At 60.1% G+C, this 16,391-nt stretch carries 15 protein-coding genes and 1 pseudogene; 4 read left to right on the top strand and 12 right to left on the bottom strand.

The annotated features are described in order from the left end of the window. Positions 1-2: 2 nt before the first annotated feature. From ACWPVA_RS17120 to ACWPVA_RS17080, 9 genes and pseudogenes are all read right to left on the bottom strand, one after another. Positions 3-743: a nucleotidyltransferase family protein gene (locus tag ACWPVA_RS17120; protein ID WP_454288815.1), complete on the bottom strand. Its 741-nt coding sequence runs from the start codon at positions 741-743 to the stop codon at positions 3-5. Further along, positions 740-2,278, bottom strand: coding sequence for a tRNA (adenosine(37)-N6)-threonylcarbamoyltransferase complex ATPase subunit type 1 TsaE (gene tsaE, locus ACWPVA_RS17115; protein WP_454288814.1), 1,539 nt, complete (start codon positions 2,276-2,278; stop codon positions 740-742). The genes ACWPVA_RS17120 and tsaE overlap by 4 nt, the downstream gene beginning before the upstream one ends. Continuing rightward, positions 2,275-4,741, bottom strand: a pseudogene (locus tag ACWPVA_RS17110) (ATP-binding protein). Before ACWPVA_RS17110 ends, tsaE begins: the two are co-directional and overlap by 4 nt. 340 nt (positions 4,742-5,081) lie before the next feature. Beyond that, a complete protein-coding gene (gene ahcY / locus ACWPVA_RS17105) occupies positions 5,082-6,482 on the bottom strand; it encodes an adenosylhomocysteinase (protein WP_454288813.1) in 1,401 nt (466 codons plus the stop codon). Positions 6,483-6,657: 175 nt separating this feature from the next. Beyond that, a complete protein-coding gene (locus tag ACWPVA_RS17100) occupies positions 6,658-6,930 on the bottom strand; it encodes an HPr family phosphocarrier protein (RefSeq protein WP_454288812.1) in 273 nt (90 codons plus the stop codon). 18 nt (positions 6,931-6,948) lie between these two features. After that, positions 6,949-7,350, bottom strand: a complete 402-nt coding sequence (locus tag ACWPVA_RS17095) for a PTS sugar transporter subunit IIA (RefSeq protein WP_454288811.1) — start codon at positions 7,348-7,350, stop codon at positions 6,949-6,951. Between the two features lie 142 nt (positions 7,351-7,492). Further along, positions 7,493-7,936 carry an HPr kinase/phosphorylase gene (locus tag ACWPVA_RS17090; protein WP_454288810.1) on the bottom strand — a complete coding sequence of 148 codons (444 nt, stop codon included), beginning with the start codon at positions 7,934-7,936 and terminating at the stop codon, positions 7,493-7,495. Beyond that, the gene (locus ACWPVA_RS17085; protein WP_454289629.1) at positions 7,933-9,678 is read right to left on the bottom strand and encodes a stimulus-sensing domain-containing protein; all 1,746 of its coding nucleotides are present in this window, start codon (positions 9,676-9,678) and stop codon (positions 7,933-7,935) included. Before ACWPVA_RS17085 ends, ACWPVA_RS17090 begins: the two co-directional genes overlap by 4 nt. Positions 9,679-9,760: 82 nt before the next feature. Beyond that, positions 9,761-10,483, bottom strand: coding sequence for a response regulator transcription factor (locus tag ACWPVA_RS17080; protein ID WP_454289628.1), 723 nt, complete (start codon positions 10,481-10,483; stop codon positions 9,761-9,763). Positions 10,484-10,821: 338 nt separating this feature from the next. Between ACWPVA_RS17080 and ACWPVA_RS17075 the strand changes: the two genes are divergently transcribed. The 4 genes from ACWPVA_RS17075 (at position 10,822) to ACWPVA_RS17060 (ending at position 14,195) form a co-directional block, all read left to right on the top strand. Beyond that, positions 10,822-12,432 (top strand): phosphoenolpyruvate carboxykinase, encoded by a 1,611-nt coding sequence (locus ACWPVA_RS17075; RefSeq protein WP_454288809.1) that lies wholly within the window; start codon positions 10,822-10,824, stop codon positions 12,430-12,432. A gap of 101 nt (positions 12,433-12,533) precedes the next feature. Continuing rightward, positions 12,534-12,968 carry an alternative ribosome rescue aminoacyl-tRNA hydrolase ArfB gene (gene arfB / locus ACWPVA_RS17070; protein WP_454288808.1) on the top strand — a complete coding sequence of 145 codons (435 nt, stop codon included), beginning with the start codon at positions 12,534-12,536 and terminating at the stop codon, positions 12,966-12,968. Positions 12,969-13,053: 85 nt separating this feature from the next. Beyond that, entirely contained in the window at positions 13,054-13,527 is a 474-nt protein-coding gene (lysM, locus tag ACWPVA_RS17065; protein WP_454288807.1) for a peptidoglycan-binding protein LysM, read from the top strand. 41 nt (positions 13,528-13,568) lie between these two features. Further along, positions 13,569-14,195, top strand: a complete 627-nt coding sequence (locus ACWPVA_RS17060; protein WP_454288806.1) for an alpha-ketoglutarate-dependent dioxygenase AlkB family protein — start codon at positions 13,569-13,571, stop codon at positions 14,193-14,195. A gap of 61 nt (positions 14,196-14,256) precedes the next feature. On the opposite strand, the gene coaA is transcribed toward ACWPVA_RS17060, so the two are convergent. The 3 genes from coaA to hisF are packed head-to-tail and all read right to left on the bottom strand — an operon-like array spanning position 14,257 to position 16,383. Beyond that, entirely contained in the window at positions 14,257-15,252 is a 996-nt protein-coding gene (gene coaA, locus ACWPVA_RS17055; protein ID WP_454288805.1) for a type I pantothenate kinase, read from the bottom strand. Further along, positions 15,249-15,572: a phosphoribosyl-ATP diphosphatase gene (locus tag ACWPVA_RS17050; protein WP_454288804.1), complete on the bottom strand. Its 324-nt coding sequence runs from the start codon at positions 15,570-15,572 to the stop codon at positions 15,249-15,251. The genes coaA and ACWPVA_RS17050 overlap by 4 nt, the downstream gene beginning before the upstream one ends. A gap of 22 nt (positions 15,573-15,594) precedes the next feature. Then, positions 15,595-16,383, bottom strand: coding sequence for an imidazole glycerol phosphate synthase subunit HisF (hisF, locus tag ACWPVA_RS17045; protein ID WP_454288803.1), 789 nt, complete (start codon positions 16,381-16,383; stop codon positions 15,595-15,597). Positions 16,384-16,391 lie beyond the last annotated feature (8 nt).

Here is a 16,391-nt window from a genome sequence, read left to right as displayed (position 1 = left end):
GCTCAGGCTCCGTCGCCGGAGTGGCCGAATCGCCGGATGGTCTCCTCCGCCTCGCCGATTGCCTCCGGCGTGCCGACCGTCAGCCACTGGCCCGTCATCACAACGCCGTAGAGCCGGCCACTGGCGATGGCCCGATCGAAATAGATATTGAGGTTGAAGGCGTCGTCCGGTGCATCGTCAAACAATTCCGGCATGAGCGTGATCGCGCCGGCATAGACCACCGGATTGGGATCGCCATCCTCGTAACGCTTGAGCCTTCCATCGGCGCCGAGCGAGAAGTCCTTTTTGCCATTGTGGCCTGTGGTCCTCTCTAGCGGTACGCAGAGGAGCGCCATGTCCATATGTGCCGGCTCGAAGAAATCGCCGAGGAGTGCAAGATTGGACTTTTCCGCCCGATCGTCGCCGATCCAGAACAGGTCGGCGTTCATCACGAAGGCGGGGGTGCGATCGAGCAGTTTAAGTCCCTTGACCAGCCCGCCGCCGGAATTCATCAGCTGGGCGCGCTCGTCCGAAATGAGGATCTCCAGGCCGCGATAGCCCGCGAGATGGGCTTCCATCTGTTCGGCGAAGTGATGGACATTGACCACCGCACGCTCGACTCCGGCCTCGGCGAGCGTGTCGAGCACATAGTCGATCATCGGCTTGCCGGCGATGGGGACCAGCGGCTTCGGCATTCGATTGGTAATCGGCCGCATCCGGGTGCCGAGCCCGGCTGCGAGTACCATCGCGTTGGTGATCTTCATCGTGCCTGCGGACGTGATTCGGTCTTACCGATTCCAACCCTTGTACACCAGTCGCGCAAGGGGGTGAGAGCCTCATGCTCGAAGGCGACCGAAAGGTGCCAGAGCGTGCGGTCCATGTGCTTCATGTAGCCCGGCTTGTGGTCGCGTTTCATCAGCCGGACCCAGAGCCCGTTGAGCTTGCAGGCGCGCTGCGCCGACATGATGGCCCAGGCCTTGAGAAAGTTCGCTTCGTCGAAGGTGGGTTCCCTGCGGCGCAGTGCCAGATAGTCGGCCATCAGCTGATCGACGATGTCGCGCTCGACAGTGACGCGGGCGTCCTGCACGATCGACACGAGGTCATAGGCCGAGGGGCCGATCATTGCGTCCTGGAAATCGATGAGGCCAATCCGCTGGATGCCCTGCTGCTCGCCGCGCCAGATGATGTTCGGTGAGTGGAAGTCGCGCAGCACGAGCGTCTTCTCGGCGGTGGCGAGCTGATCGATCAGACCGTCCCATATCGCCAGAAATTCAGCGCGTTCGGCATCCGTCGCCGGGGTGCCGTTGCGCTTCCACGGCAGGTGCCAGTCGATCAGCAGCTCGGCTTCCATTTTCATCGCCGTGCGATCATAATCCGGCACGTGATGCACGCCGCCAGTTGGAAGCCGAATGTCGCGGTCGAATGCGACGGCATGCAGCGCGGCCAGACAGGCAACGGCCTCGCGATATCGTTCCTCAATCGGCTTGCCGTCACCGTCGAGTAGGGTGTCCGGGCCGAGATCCTCGATTAGCAGCAAGCCCGACTCGCAATCGCTCTCGTAAATTTGCGGCGCGGCAAATCCCCGTTCGCGCAAGGCAAGGTCGATGGCGACAAAGGGATAGACGTCTTCTGCGAGATGGACGATCTGCGAATAGGGTTTGCCGTCGCGGATCGGTGGCCCGTCGGGCTGGCGCGGAGAATCCATGAGGATGCGCCGGGCGCTTCCGTCCACCGGATAGATGTATTCATAGGCGCGGGTCGAGGCATCCCCGGTCAGGTGACGTCGCCGCGCGTCAGCATATCCATGCGCGTCCAGGAACCGCCGGATCGCAAGCACGCGCTTTATGCGTGCAAGCTGGGTGGGTGTCGCCTGGATCGTGATCTGACGCCCGCCGGCAGGGTCGAAACCAAAGGTGATATCCATGCGGGCCTCGGGCAGGCTCGTACCGGCCTTGTCAGGCCACTCGACGAGGCAGACGCCGTTGTCGAGCGCATCGGCAAAGCCGATCTCCTCGAGTTCGGCCGGATCCGACAGACGATAGAGATCGAAATGCGCTACAGGGAAGCGTAGGTCGTAGTTCTGGACCAGTGTGAATGTCGGGCTCGGAACTTCGAGATAGTCGTCATCGGCCATCGCCCTCAGCAGTGCGCGCGCCAGTGTCGACTTGCCGGCACCCAGATTGCCCCAGAGTGCCACGCAATCGCCAGGTTTCACCACCAGGGCCAGTTCCTCGCCCAGGCGAATAGTATCGGCCTCTGTGGCAAGGTGCAGCGAAACGCTCGATGGTGTGTCGGTCATTCGGCGGCGGCGATGGCTTGCGGCTCGACGATCGCGGAGGGAATGCGGCAGGAAACCGTCGTGCCGCGACCGGGCTCACTATCGATCGACACTTGGCCGTTGTGCAGGTTGACGAAGCTCTCGACGATGGAGAGACCGAGACCCGCGCCGCTGCGCTTGCCGGACTTGGCATTGGTCGAGAAGCGGTTGAACACGGTCGCCAGCATTTCTTTCGACATACCGCATCCGCTATCATGGACGGTGAAGACGAAGTCAGGCCCCTCGCGCCAGCACTTGAGTTCGATCGAAGAGCCTTCCGGTGCGAAATTAACCGCGTTGGTGAGGATCTTGATGAGGATCTGCTTTAGCCGTTGCTGATCGGCGACGATGTGGCCGAGATGGGCGGAGGCCGCGATCTCGAGCGAGACATTGCTCTCCTGCAGGCGATCGGTCATCTGCATCGAGATATCGTCGAGCAACTCGTTGAGATCAATGTCCGCATAGTCTAGCCGCATGATCCCGGCATCGACAGTGGCGAGATCGAGGATGTCGTTTACAATGGTCAGCAGTACCGATGACGAGGTGGAGATGTGGTCGATATACTCCGATTGGCGGTCGTTGAGCGGCCCGATCGCCGGCGTTTTCAAAAGGTCGGTGAAGCCGATGATGTTGGTGAGCGGGGAGCGCAATTCGTAGGAGACGTGCTGGACGAAGTCGTTCTTCAGCTCGTCGGCCTTGCGCAGGGCCTCGTTCTTTTCCTTCAGAGCCCGCTCGGCCAGAACGCTGTCGGTCTTGTTGACGAAGGTCAGCATGGTCTGGGCGTTCGGCAGCGGCGTCACCGCGTAGTCGAGCACCAGGCGGGAATAGAGTTCCAGCGTACCCTGGCTTGAAGGCCGTTCGTCCTCGAAGCTGGTGATCATCTTGGCGAAGGCCTTCCAGCCGTCGGCGCCATCATAGGATGGTGCACAGGCGGCTTCGATCGCCTTGATGTGGGTGCCCTGCTTCGAGTCGGCTTCGGTGATTCCCCAGAGCGCGCGGAAAGCGGGATTGGAGAAGCTCGATGCGACCATCGGGACCGAACACGGCTACACCCTCGGACAGGTGGTCGATCGTTTCGCCGCGGACCCTGAGCAGTGTATTGTAGCGGCTTTCCAGGTCGAACTGCGCTGTGACGTTCTCGAACACCCAGGTCGCGCCGCCCTGCGGATGGGCCGAGGCGATGATGCGCAGCGTCTGGCCGTTGGGCAGGTGCCACAGATCGGTCTGGGTCTCGAGCGAGCGATAGACCGAAAGTGTGTTCTCCTTCCACGCCTTCCAGCTCAGTTGTTCCGGCAGCTTGCGCGCCGAGCGCAGCCGATCCAGCAGTTCGCTATGATCGGGGTGTGATTCGAGGAACCGCGGTTCGAGGTCCCAGAGCTTCTGGAACGGCTGGTTGAAGAACTGCAGCCGCCGCTCGCCATCGAAGATGGCAACGGGCGTTTCGAGATGCTCGAGCGTCTCGGCATGGCTCTTTAGCGTCCGCGCCAGCTCCTCGCGCAGCGCTTCCTCGCCGCTGACGTCGATGGCCATTCCACACGAGCCGGACGACTCGCGGATATCGACGACATCGAAGAAGGTCCGCTTGCCGCGGACTGCGGTGGAAACAACGTCGTGGAACGGTGATTCCGGCGTCGCACTTGCCTTGATCTTTTCACGCGTCAGGGTGGACAGGATCTCGCGGTTTTCGCGTACGGCCTGATCGGGCGAGCCGGCTTCGACCGCTTCGCCATAAGCGTGGTTGACCCAGGTCAGGCGACCTTCCGCATCGCGCCGCCAGACCGGCTGCTCGATCGCATCGAGCAGCGATTCGAATGTCGCGATGGAGTTTCTCAGGCGGTTGCGTTCGATCTTCAGTTCGGCGAGTTCGGCGCGCAGATTGTTGAGGGCAACGAATCGGGCGAAGGCCCGCCCTCCCGAGAGGCGTCCCTGCACCTCTATGACTTCACCGCGATGTGTCTCTGCAACGACGTCGAAACTCTCGGCCCTGTGGCGCAAGGCCTCGATCGCTCTTTCCAACTCGCCCGCCGAGGCCGGCTTCAGCCAGCGTCCGAAGGCGAGAAACTCGCTGTCGGTCTGAGGCGCCCCGGTTTCGGACGGCAACTGGCCGAGAAATTCGGGCTTGCCGTTCTGTCCGTCCCAGATGACGATCCGGCGGTTCTTGTCGGCGATGAGAGCCTCGTAGCGGGAAATACGCTGGCTGGCATCGGAAAGTGCCGAGCGCATCTCGGCGCCTTCGGCCTCGAGCCGGCCGCGTTGGCGGATCAGCCAGCCGGCGGAAAGCATTGCGGCCGAGAGAATGCCGAGCACGAGGGCATAGCCGACCATTTCGACCGAAGTGAAGAGCTTTTCAACCGGCGGCATGCCCGCCCTCGTCTGCGCTAGGCTCGGACCGAAAAGCCCCGCAAGGATCGTTCCGCCCATGCAGGCGGTCCAGAAGCGGGGCATGAGGCCACGCCCGGAGCGCGAACGAGGCTTTTCACCGGTTGAGGCGCTTCTTCCACGCTGTTCCTGGCCCGGATGCGAAGCCCGGGGATCAATACCCGCTGCCGTATGCCGATCGCTCGGACCGCTCTTTTTTACCGACATATTCGGTCTGTCTCCGTCCTATGTGCCGCATCGTCGACAAGACATCCCATTTCGCCGACGCACCTGATGGGCGCGCCACGAATCAAGTCCTAGAACAATACTGCCTAAGGGAATCTGCGGGAAGGGTCAGGTCCAAAAAAGAAGCCGCAGCTTTTGTCAAGGCTGCGGCTACTAGATTTTGTGGTTATTCAGGAGATTATCAATACCTGTAGTGATCTGCCTTGAACGGGCCCTGTGTCGTTACGCCGATATAGGCTGCCTGTTCTTCCGACAGCTCGGTCAGCTTGACGCCGAGCTTTTCGAGATGCAGGCGAGCGACCTTCTCGTCGAGGTGCTTCGGCAGCACGTAGACCTGATTCTGGTATTCTCCCGGCTTCGTGTAGAGCTCAATCTGAGCGAGAACCTGGTTGGTGAACGAGGCCGACATGACGAAGGACGGGTGTCCGGTGGCGTTGCCGAGATTGAGCAGCCGGCCTTCCGACAACAGGATCATGCGGTTGCCTTTGGGAAACTCGATCATGTCCACCTGCGGCTTGACGTTTGTCCACTTGAAGTTGCGCAGGGCCGCGACCTGGATCTCGTTATCGAAGTGGCCGATATTGCCGACGATCGCCATATCCTTCATCTCGCGCATATGCTCGATGCGGATGACATCCTTGTTGCCGGTCGTGGTGATGAAGATGTCGGCTGAAGAGACGACATCTTCCAACGTCACGACTTCGAAACCGTCCATTGCTGCCTGAAGAGCGCAAATCGGGTCGACTTCCGTCACCTTGACGCGAGCGCCGGCGCCGCGCAGCGATGCTGCCGAACCCTTGCCGACATCGCCGTAACCGCAGACCACGGCGACCTTGCCGGCCATCATCACGTCCGTGCCGCGGCGAATGCCATCGACCAGCGACTCCTTGCAGCCATACTTGTTGTCGAACTTCGACTTGGTGACTGAATCGTTGACGTTGATGGCGGGGAAGGGGAGGAGACCCTTCTTGCTCAACTCGTAGAGGCGATGCACACCGGTGGTGGTTTCTTCCGTCACGCCGCGGATCGCGTCGCGCTGCTTGGTGAACCAGCCCGGCGATGCCTGGAGGCGCTTCTTAATCTGGGCGAAGAGGATCTCTTCTTCCTCCGAACCCGGATTGGAAAGCACATCCTCCCCCGCCTCAGCGCGTGCGCCGAGCAGAATGTACATGGTGGCGTCGCCGCCATCGTCGAGGATCATGTTCGACAGACCGCCGTCGCGCCACTGGAATATCTGGTCGGTATAGGTCCAGTAGTCCTCGAGCGACTCGCCCTTGATCGCATAGACCGGAATGCCCGCGGCGGCGATGGCGGCGGCGGCATGGTCCTGGGTCGAGAAAATGTTGCAGGAAGCCCAGCGGACTTCGGCGCCGAGCGCGACCAGGGTCTCGATCAAGACGGCGGTCTGGATCGTCATATGCAGCGAGCCGGTGATGCGAGCGCCTTTGAGAGGCTGGCTCGTGCCGAACTCGGTGCGGCAGGAAACCAGGCCGGGCATTTCCGTTTCGGCGATTGTAATTTCCTTGCGGCCAAAATCGGCGAGGCCAATATCTGCGACGATGTAGTCGTTGTGTGCGGTCATGAAGCTCTCCGGCTAGGATGACGGCGCAGGCCCAGTCTCCGCTCTGGACGGGAGGCAAGCACCATGCGTGACCCCTCTGCAAAAGACGGGTTTCCGATGCGGATCTAGCAGGGATCTAAGCAAAAGGCAAGAAGACATAAAGAAGTCTTTATGTCTTTATATGACTGGGTATCGGTTAGATTTCCTCGCCGAACTTGTCAGCGACCAGTGCCTGCAGCGCATCGAGAACCGCGCTGGCCTGGCCGCCCGTCGCAGTGACGACGATCGAGCAGCCCGGACTTGCCGCCAGCATCATCAACCCCATGATCGAAGTTCCGCCGACCGTGGTACCATCCTTGGTCACATGGACGGTCGCATCGAAGCTGCTCACCGTCTGGACGAATTTCGCCGACGCGCGCGCATGGAGACCGCGTTTGTTGATGATGAGAAGTTCCCGGGAATGCGGCATGGAGAGCTTTCGAAACGATCACTTGCCGCTAAGGACACGGCTGGCGACATTGATATACTTGCGGCCGGCATCGGATGCGTCCGCCAACGCCTTTTCCATGTTGTTCTCGCCACGCACGCCCGCCAGCTTGATCAGCATCGGCAAGTTAACGCCGGCGATAACTTCGATCCGGCCGGTGTTCATTACGGATATGGCGAGATTGGAAGGCGTGCCCCCGAACATGTCGGTGAGAATGATGACGCCGTGTCCGTCGTCGGAACGCATGACCGCGTCCAGAATGTCCTGGCGCCGTTGATCCATATCGTCATCAGGGCCGATGCAAACGGTCTCGATGAAATTCTGTGGGCCAACGACATGCTCTACTGCATGCTGAAATTCCTCAGCCAGCTTGCCATGGGTGACAAGCACAAGTCCGATCATTCTTCTATTACCCCTTGCCTGCACACAGATGGCGGAGATAGCGCACCGCAGATACTTCGTCCATCAGTGGGACGCCATCTTGGCGATGAAAATCTGAAGTTCAAGCGCAAACTGCGGCACCCTTAGCTGTGCAGGGTCGAATTCAGGACAGGATCAAGGCATTTATGAAGGAGAAAGGCAAGCGCAGGTCGGTCGGGACCTGGAGCCTAGGCAGGCTCATGTCACCTAAAAGGTTCGCCTTTGCTTTTCCAGGGGGCAAACGCTCAACGCTCAGCCGGTCGACGGGTATTATGGCATAGTGAAGCACGGCCCTGGGAATGCTGCCAATGCGCGCTATGCCGCCGTGGCGCAGTTCGATCAGGTCTCTGATCGTGGCCGGTCGTGAAGCGACAAGATGGGCGCCGAAGCGCGAAACGAACACCTGGTCGTCCGCCACCAGCGCCGCGAAATGTCCATGGAGGCGCGCCTCGGTGAGGCAATCGAAGGCGAGTTGCGATTTTCCTGATCCCGAAGGCCCGAGGAAGACGAGGCCGGTCGTGCCGACGACAATCGCCGTTGCGTGGATGTTGGCGCTACGGGCACTCAAGACGCTGCCTCAACCGGCAACGAGAGAATGAAGCGGGCACCGAGAATGCACCCGCTTGCAGGTTCGATGATGTTTTCGGCCCTCAACGTGCCGCCATGCGCCTCGGCAATCTGTCGGCTGATGGACAGGCCGAGTCCGGAATTCTGGCCGAAACTCTCGCCTTCGGGACGGTCGGTGTAGAAACGCTCGAAAATCCGGTCGATGTCCTCGGCCTGGATGCCTGGTCCATTGTCCTCGATCTGGATGAGGCAGCGGCCACGCGTCCGCGACAGCTTCACCGTGATCTTGCCACCCACTTCCGGTACGAAGGATCGGGCATTCTCGATCAGGTTGCTGATGATCTGGCCGAGCCTGAGATCGTGGCCGGGGACGATGAAGCGCGCCTTGGCCCCCGACTTCTGGTCGATGATGTAATCGAGTTCCACCGGCTTTTTAGTACTTCTGATTTGTCGCGAGACCTCGACAAGATTGGACAGGAGCACTTCCAGATCGACCGGTTTGGCATCGCTGCGCGCCAGTTCGGCATCGAGGCGCGAGGCATCGGAAATATCGCTGATCAACCGGTCGAGGCGGCGCACGTCATGCTGGATCACATCCATCAGGCGTTGGCGCATCTGGTCGTTCTTGGCGAGCGGCAGCGTTTCGACTGCGCTGCGTAGCGAGGTAAGGGGGTTCTTCAGTTCGTGGCTGACGTCGGCTGCAAAGCTCTCGATCGCGTCGATACGATCGTAAAGCGCGTTGGTCATTTCGCGCAAGGCTACGGAAAGGTTGCCGATTTCGTCCTGGCGTGCGGAAAAGTCGGGGATCTCCTCGCGTTCCTTGGCGCCGCGGCGTACCCGTATGGCGGCGGCGGCGAGCCGCCGCAAGGGATTGGCGATAGTGGAGGACAAAAGGAGCGACACGACGATGTTCACGAGCGCCGCAACGCCGAAGACGCGCAGGATGGCAAGCCGTTCTGCATGAACGATCTTATCGATGTCGCCAGCCTGGGTGGAGAGCAGCAGTACGCCGAGCACGGCGCGGAAACGTTGGACCGGAACGGCGACCGAAACGATCAGCTCGCTCTGGTCGGTCACCCGGACCACGGCGCCGCGTACGCCGGTCAGCGCGTTCATCACTTCCGGATAGATAGATCCGTCGCCGCCAGGCGCTTCCTTGTAGACCGGCAGGTTGGATGGCTGCAGCGCCATGTTGAAGATACGTGCGATCCTGTCGGTGAGACTCGATGTGTCGTCTTCAAGAGGGGGAAGGTCGAAGCGCAGAACCTGGCCGCGCGAATAAAGGTGGCGCGAATCGAGCAGCAGGTTTGCGTCGGCGTCGAAAAGCCTGGCGCGGGTGCGTGTCGGTGAGATCAGCCGGCGCAGCACGGGAGCGACACGTTCCGGATTGATCGGAAATTCGAGGTCTTCGTCGTTCGGAACCGGCGTGATGCTCTGGCCCGCCTGCAGTTCCAGGAGCTTCTGAGGGTCGATGGTGATTGAGTTGGTATCGACCGAGGCGGACGCGGAGATTGCGCCAGCAATGATCTCGCCCTGGGTCAGCAGGCTCTCGACGCGCGCATCGATCAGGCCCTCGCGGAACTGGTTGAGATACATGATGCCGCCGACAAGAACGATGAGGGCGGCGAGGTTGAAGAACACGATGCGCCGCGTCAGGCTGGAAAACAGCGCATGTCCAAATATACGGCGCACGAGCGTGAAGGGATGAACCGGAAAACGGCGCTGTTCGGTCAGGCTGTCCAGTTCGTCGTTTGCCCCATCGGAAACGTGCTTGACCAATCTCTACCCTTTTGCCCCAACGGCCCGTTTGCGACGGCTTTGGTGCTTACGCTGCTTCGCGGAAGCGGTAGCCCACTCCGTAGAGTGTTTCAATCATGTCGAAGTCGGTGTCGACCATCTTGAATTTCTTGCGCAAGCGCTTGATGTGGCTGTCAATGGTACGGTCGTCAACATAGACCTGCTCGTCATAGGCCGCATCCATCAGCGCGTCGCGGCTTTTCACCACGCCGGGCCGTTGCGCAAGAGACTGCAGGATGAGGAATTCGGTGACGGTGAGCGTCACCGGATCACCCTTCCAGGTGCAGGTGTGGCGCTCCTGGTCCATCACCAGCTGCCCGCGCTCAAGGGTGCGGGCCTGCTGCTCGGCGCCGGACTTTGCAGAGCCACCGGCCGCAATGTTCTCGCGGCTTGCCGCGCGGCGAAGGATGGCCTTAACCCGCTCGACCAGCAGCCGCTGGGAGAAAGGCTTGGTGATGAAATCGTCGGCGCCCATCTTGAGGCCGAAGAGTTCGTCGATCTCCTCGTCCTTGGAGGTCAGAAAGATCACGGGCACGTCTGACTTCTGTCTCAGTCGGCGCAGCAGTTCCATGCCGTCCATGCGCGGCATCTTGATGTCGAAGATGGCGAGGTGGGGCGGACGCGCAAGCAAACCGTCAAGCGCAGAGGCGCCGTCGGTATAGGTCTCGACCTTGTATCCTTCGGCTTCGAGCGCGATCGATACGGAAGTGAGAATATTGCGGTCGTCGTCAACGAGCGCGATCGTCTGCATATTATTGGTCTCCGTCATCATGAAGCGCGACTCCTGGCAATGTCCCCAGCCCAGGTTATGGCGACGTTGGGATGCGCTTATTGAGTATAAAGGTGGAACAAATTGTGGCAAAGATAAAGGGGCCCCGCGGGCGCACCTGGGAAATGATGTGCATTTCCCGATGCACGGCAACCAAAAGGCCTGCGTGCAAACCGATTTAAAATACGATATTTCAATTTAAATCGATTAAATATTTGAAATTATTGATTGTTTTTAGATTTGCTTATTGCGTTTTGAAAACTCGGACACTAGTTTCCCGGAAATTCAACGTCACTTTCCTAATATAAGGATGCGCGCTCATGGAGGAGCTTGGTGTAAATAATCCCCTCGTAGGGGTAGCAGCGATCGGTTTGGGTGATGCGGCTCGCGTCTACTACAATTTCCGTGAGCGCGACCTTTACGAAGAGGCGATTCGCCGCAACGAGGCCGTGCTGACCGCCGATGGCGCGCTCTGCGCGGTAACGGGACAGCACACCGGCCGTTCGGCCAAGGACAAATTCATTGTCCGCGATGTTCACACCGATGGCGAAATCTGGTGGGACAACAATAAACCGATGTCTCCCGAGCACTTCGGCATCCTGCACAAGGATATGCTGGCTCATGCGGCCGGCAAGGACCTGTTCGTCCAGGACCTGATTGGCGGCGCCGATGCCGAAAACGAGCTACCGACCCGCGTCGTCACGGAACTTGCCTGGCATTCGCTGTTCATTCGCAACCTGCTGATCCGTCCCGAGCGCTCGGCGCTGCACGACTTCCAGCCGAAGCTTACGATCATCACGCTTCCGAGCTTCCGTGCCGACCCGGCCCGTCACGGTTGCCGCTCCGACACGGTCATCGCCTGCGACTTCACCAATGGCATCGTCCTGATTGGCGGTACGTCCTATGCCGGTGAAATGAAGAAGTCTGTCTTCACGGCACTCAACTACATGCTGCCGCCCAAGGGCGTCATGCCGATGCACTGCTCGGCCAATGTTGGCCCCAAGGGTGATGCGGCCGTCTTTTTCGGCCTTTCCGGTACCGGTAAGACCACGCTTTCGGCCGACCCGAAGCGCACGCTGATCGGCGACGACGAGCATGGCTGGGGCGAGCACGGCATTTTCAACTTCGAAGGCGGCTGCTACGCCAAGACCATCCGCCTGTCGGCCGAGGCCGAGCCGGAAATCTATGCGACCACCAAGCGCTTCGGCACCGTTCTCGAGAATGTCGTTCTCGATGAAGCTGGCGTTCCGGACTTCAACGATGCCTCGCGCACCGAGAACACCCGCTGCGCCTATCCGCTGCACTTCATCCCGAATGCATCGGACACTGGCCGCACCGGCCATCCGAAGACGATCATCATGCTGACCGCCGATGCCTTCGGTGTTCTGCCGCCGATCGCGCGCCTGACCCCGGAACAGGCCATGTACCACTTTCTGTCCGGCTACACCGCCAAGGTCGCCGGTACGGAAAAGGGTGTGACCGAACCGGAAGCTACCTTCTCGACTTGCTTCGGCGCACCCTTCATGCCGCGCCATCCGGCCGAGTACGGAAACTTGTTGCGCGACCTGATCGCCAAGCACAATGTCGATTGCTGGCTGGTCAATACCGGCTGGACCGGCGGTGCCTACGGTGTCGGCCATCGCATGCCGATCAAGGCGACCCGTGCGCTGCTCGCTGGTGCACTCAGCGGCGAGTTGAAGAAGGCCGAAACGCGCATCGACCCCAGCTTCGGCTTTGCCGTTCCGGTTGCCGTCGACGGCGTGGACTCCAAGATCCTCGACCCGCGTTCGACCTGGTCGGACGGTAAGGAATATGATGCGCAGGCGAAGAAACTGGTGGCGATGTTCATCACCAATTTCGCCAAGTTCGAGGATCACGTCGACCACACGGTCCGCGCTGCTGCTCCGAGCGTGAATATCGCCGCTGAGTAAGACAGTTTTCGATGAAGGAACGAAACCCGGCGGAACCACCCGCCGGGTTTTCCTGTTTTCTGCGGCGCTCGAATGTGAAATAGAGCAGGCGGAGACCGACCATGGCCAGCGAAGCGCTTTTCATCAACAACCGCATCACCCTTGCCGGCTGGGAACTGACCGAGCAGTTCGTGCTGGCCGGCGGGCCGGGCGGGCAGAATGTCAACAAGGTCTCGACCGCGGTTCAGTTGTTCTTCAACATTTCCGGATCGCCTTCCCTCTCGGAAAGAGTGAAGGAGAACGCGATCAAGCTTGCCGGACGGCGCGCCTCGAAGGAGGGCGTGCTGATGATCGAGGCGAACCGCTTCCGCAGCCAGGAACGCAACCGGGAAGATGCGCGGGAGCGTCTCAAGGAATTGATCCTCGCCGCCGCCGCCCCGCCACCGCCGCCGCGCAAGAAGACCAAGCCCACCAAGGGGTCGGTCGAGCGCAGGCTGAAGGAAAAATCGGGGCGATCGGAAGTCAAGAAGATGCGCGGCCGGCCCTCCGGAGACTAAATTAGCTTGCTATTCTACGAATGGAACCTAGTCTTTCAGTGTCCGTATACTCATCTTGAGCAACGCCTACCCGGAGGAAGTGATCATGGGTTTTTTCGACTTCATCAAGAGCGCAGGCAAGAAACTCGGCATCGGTGACGATGACGCTGCCCCGGACGTCGAGGCGGTCAAGAAGGAACTCGCCTCCCACAATCTCGGCACCGACAAGGTGGAAGTGGCGGTTGTTGAGGACAAGGTGGTTCTGAAGGGAACCGTAAAGGACCAGTCGGCCTTCGAAAAGGCGGTTATTGCCGTCGGCAACACGCTCGGGATCTCCAAGGTCGAGGCTGATGAACTGAAAATCGCTGAGGCCGAAGCGGTCACGCCCGCTGCCGCAAAAGCGCCGGTCTTCTACACCGTCAAGAAGGGCGACAATTTGTGGAAGATTGCCGAAGCGCATTACGGCAAGGGCAAGGGGGCTAAGCACACCCTGATCTTCGAAGCGAACAAGCCCATGCTCACTCACCCGGACAAGATCTATCCCGGCCAGGTCCTGCGCATTCCTCCTCTCGCTGACTGAAATTCCAATGAAGGCGGCGGCTGAATGGCCGCCGTTCGCCCATGCCTGAAAAAGCCAAGCGCACGCTGCCCGAAGGGCTCCGCTACCATCCGGAGTTCATTGATAGGGTTGGTCAAGAACAACTGGTTACAGCGATCCGCGAGATCGTTGCCGTGGCACCGCTCTTCGTTCCTGCCATGCCTGGCACGGGCAAGGAAATGTCGGTTCGCATGACCAATTGCGGTTCGCTTGGCTGGGTCACAGACAAGGAACGCGGCTATCGCTATCAGCCGACCCATCCCGTCACGGGCGAGCCATGGCCCGCCATTCCCGCGTCGTTGCTCAACATCTGGAACCGGGTTTCCGGCTGTGACAGGCACCCTGAGGCATGCCTGGTCAATTTCTACGACGACAGTGCCCGCATGGGCCTGCATCAGGATCGCGACGAGAAGGCATTTGATGCACCGGTCGTGTCGGTCTCTCTGGGAAATGCCTGCCTCTTTCGCATCGGAGGAACGAACCGCAAGGATCCGACCATGTCGTTGAAGCTCACGAGCGGAGACGTCTTCGTCATCGGTGGGGCGGGGCGCCTCTGTTTCCACGGTGTAGACCGGATCTATCCGGGGACTTCCACACTCTTGAAAAACGGTGGGCGCATCAATCTGACGCTCAGGCGCGTCAATCCCTGATCTCTCTGCTGAATCCGGCGAACATAGTGCGATATTGAGTAAACTGCCGGCTATGTATCGCCTACAGTTTTCTGAGTGCGACCTGCTCAACCAGGTGATTGTCGCCCTTGCGCAGGATGAGGTCGGCGCGTGGTCGCGTCGGCAGAATGTTTTCACGCAAATTTTTGAGGTTGGTATTCTTCCACAGATCCTCGGCGATCCTCAGCGCCTCCTCTTCGCTGATCGTGGCATAGCGGTTGAAGTAGGAGTTCGGATCGCGGAATGCGGTCTGCCGGAGCTTCATGAAGCGATCGACATACCAGCGATGAATGAGGTCTTCCTCCGCGTCGATGTAGATCGAGAAGTCGAAAAAGTCTGAAACGATCGGGACGATCTTGCCGTCTGCCGGCAAATCGCGTGACTGAAGTACGTTGATACCCTCGAAGATCAAGATATCCGGTCGATCGATGATCTTGTATTCGTTCGGAAGCACATCATAAGTGAGGTGCGAATAGGCCGGTGCCTTGACGTTCGGCAGGCCCGCCTTGATCGCCGAAAGAAAGCGCAGCAGCGTACCAATATCGTAGCTCTCGGGAAATCCCTTGCGATTGAGGATGTTGTGCTCGACCAGATGGGCGTTCGGATAGAGAAATCCATCGGTGGTGACGAGGTCGACCTTCGGGCTCGACGGCCAGCGTGCCAGCAGTTCCTTGAGAATACGGGCGGTGGTCGACTTGCCGACCGCCACCGAGCCGGCAATGCCGATGACAAAGGGTGTCTTTGATACACCTGCCGTACTCAGGAAGCGACTGCGCTGCTGAAACAGCATTTGCGACGATTCCACATGGGCGGACAGCAGACGCGACAGCGACAGATAGATGCGCCGGACCTCGTCGAGGTCGATCGGGTCGTCGATCGATCGGAGGCGCTTCAGCTCGTCGGCGGTCAACGTCAGCGGTGTATCGGCCCGGAATTGGGACCATTCTTCCGTTGTAAAGAACAGATAGGGCGAATAGCCGTTTGCCTGAAAGTGGTCGAGCATCTCTGGCGTCTCGGAGTCCCGTGTCGCTATGGTCATGGATCCTGCCGGCTGGCCTTTTCGCTAAGGCCTGTCTGGGCCGTCCGCCGTTCAAGCTCGTCGAGAACGGCTTTAAGCGGGATATCTGCGATTTTCAATACGACCATCAGGTGATAGATGAGATCCGCACTCTCATAGACGAGGTTCTCGCGATCGTCCTTGATCGCAGCTATAACCGTTTCGACTGCTTCCTCGCCGAGCTTCTTGGCAGCTTTCGACTGGCCGCCGGCGACGAGCTTCGCCGTCCAGGATTCGTCGGGTCGGGCCTGAGCCCGGTCGGCGACGATCCGTTCGAGGTCGGTGAGGGAGAAGTCACGCATTACAGATCCCTTTCGCTGGGGCTCAGTCGAGCCGCATGGCGATGCCGTGGCTGGCCATATACTGCTTGGCCTCGGCGATTGAATAGGTGCCGAAGTGGAAGATCGAGGCGGCGAGCACGGCCGTCGCGTGTCCGTCCTTGATGCCGGCGACGAGATCGTCGAGGGTGCCGACGCCGCCGGAAGCGATTACGGGTACGCGCACGGCATCGGCAATGGTTCGCGTCAGTTCGAGATCATATCCGATCTTGGTTCCGTCCCGGTCCATCGAAGTGACCAGCAATTCGCCGGCGCCGCGCTCGACCATCTTCTTGGCGAACTCGACCGCATCGATGCCGGTCGGCGTGCGGCCGCCATGGGTGTAGATCTCCCAGGCGCTCAGATTGTCGCCGCCGGCTTCCTGCTTGCGCCTTTGCTTGGCGTCGATCGACACGACGATGCACTGGTCACCGAACTTGTCGGCCGCCTCGGCGATGAAATCCGGATTGTTCACCGCCGCCGAATTGATCGCCACCTTGTCGGCGCCGCAGAGCAGCAGTTTTCGGATGTCGGCGATCGTGCGCACGCCGCCGCCGACGGTGAGTGGCATGAAACACTGGTCGGCGGTCTGGGCCACGACCTCGAAGATCGTGTCGCGATTGTCGGATGAAGCGGTGATGTCGAGGAAACAGAGTTCATCGGCACCGGCGGCATCATAGGCCTTGGCCGCCTCGACCGGGTCGCCCGCGTCGATCAGGTCGACGAAGTTGACGCCTTTGACGACGCGTCCGTCCTTGACGTCCAGGCAGGGGATAACGCGAGCTTTCAGCGTCATGGTCTATC

The sequence above is a fragment of the Rhizobium arsenicireducens genome, assembly GCF_964021225.1.
Note: the sequence above shows the minus strand (reverse complement) of the source record. Positions and strands in the feature narration are given on the sequence as shown.

Bases quoted from the DNA above. Each gene is read 5' to 3' on its own strand.
- ACWPVA_RS17100 (WP_454288812.1), bottom strand. From the start codon at position 6,930: ATGCCGCATTCCCGGGAACTTCTCATCATCAACAAACGCGGTCTCCAT.
- arfB (WP_454288808.1), top strand. From the start codon at position 12,534: ATGGCCAGCGAAGCGCTTTTCATCAACAACCGCATCACCCTTGCCGGC.
- ACWPVA_RS17050 (WP_454288804.1), bottom strand. From the start codon at position 15,572: ATGCGTGACTTCTCCCTCACCGACCTCGAACGGATCGTCGCCGACCGG.
- ACWPVA_RS17075 (WP_454288809.1), top strand. From the start codon at position 10,822: ATGGAGGAGCTTGGTGTAAATAATCCCCTCGTAGGGGTAGCAGCGATC.
- tsaE (WP_454288814.1), bottom strand. From the start codon at position 2,278: ATGACCGACACACCATCGAGCGTTTCGCTGCACCTTGCCACAGAGGCC.
- ACWPVA_RS17095 (WP_454288811.1), bottom strand. From the start codon at position 7,350: ATGATCGGACTTGTGCTTGTCACCCATGGCAAGCTGGCTGAGGAATTT.
- coaA (WP_454288805.1), bottom strand. From the start codon at position 15,252: ATGACCATAGCGACACGGGACTCCGAGACGCCAGAGATGCTCGACCAC.
- ACWPVA_RS17080 (WP_454289628.1), bottom strand. From the start codon at position 10,483: ATGCAGACGATCGCGCTCGTTGACGACGACCGCAATATTCTCACTTCC.
- ACWPVA_RS17060 (WP_454288806.1), top strand. From the start codon at position 13,569: ATGCCTGAAAAAGCCAAGCGCACGCTGCCCGAAGGGCTCCGCTACCAT.
- hisF (WP_454288803.1), bottom strand. From the start codon at position 16,383: ATGACGCTGAAAGCTCGCGTTATCCCCTGCCTGGACGTCAAGGACGGA.
- lysM (WP_454288807.1), top strand. From the start codon at position 13,054: ATGGGTTTTTTCGACTTCATCAAGAGCGCAGGCAAGAAACTCGGCATC.
- ahcY (WP_454288813.1), bottom strand. From the start codon at position 6,482: ATGACCGCACACAACGACTACATCGTCGCAGATATTGGCCTCGCCGAT.
- ACWPVA_RS17120 (WP_454288815.1), bottom strand. From the start codon at position 743: ATGAAGATCACCAACGCGATGGTACTCGCAGCCGGGCTCGGCACCCGG.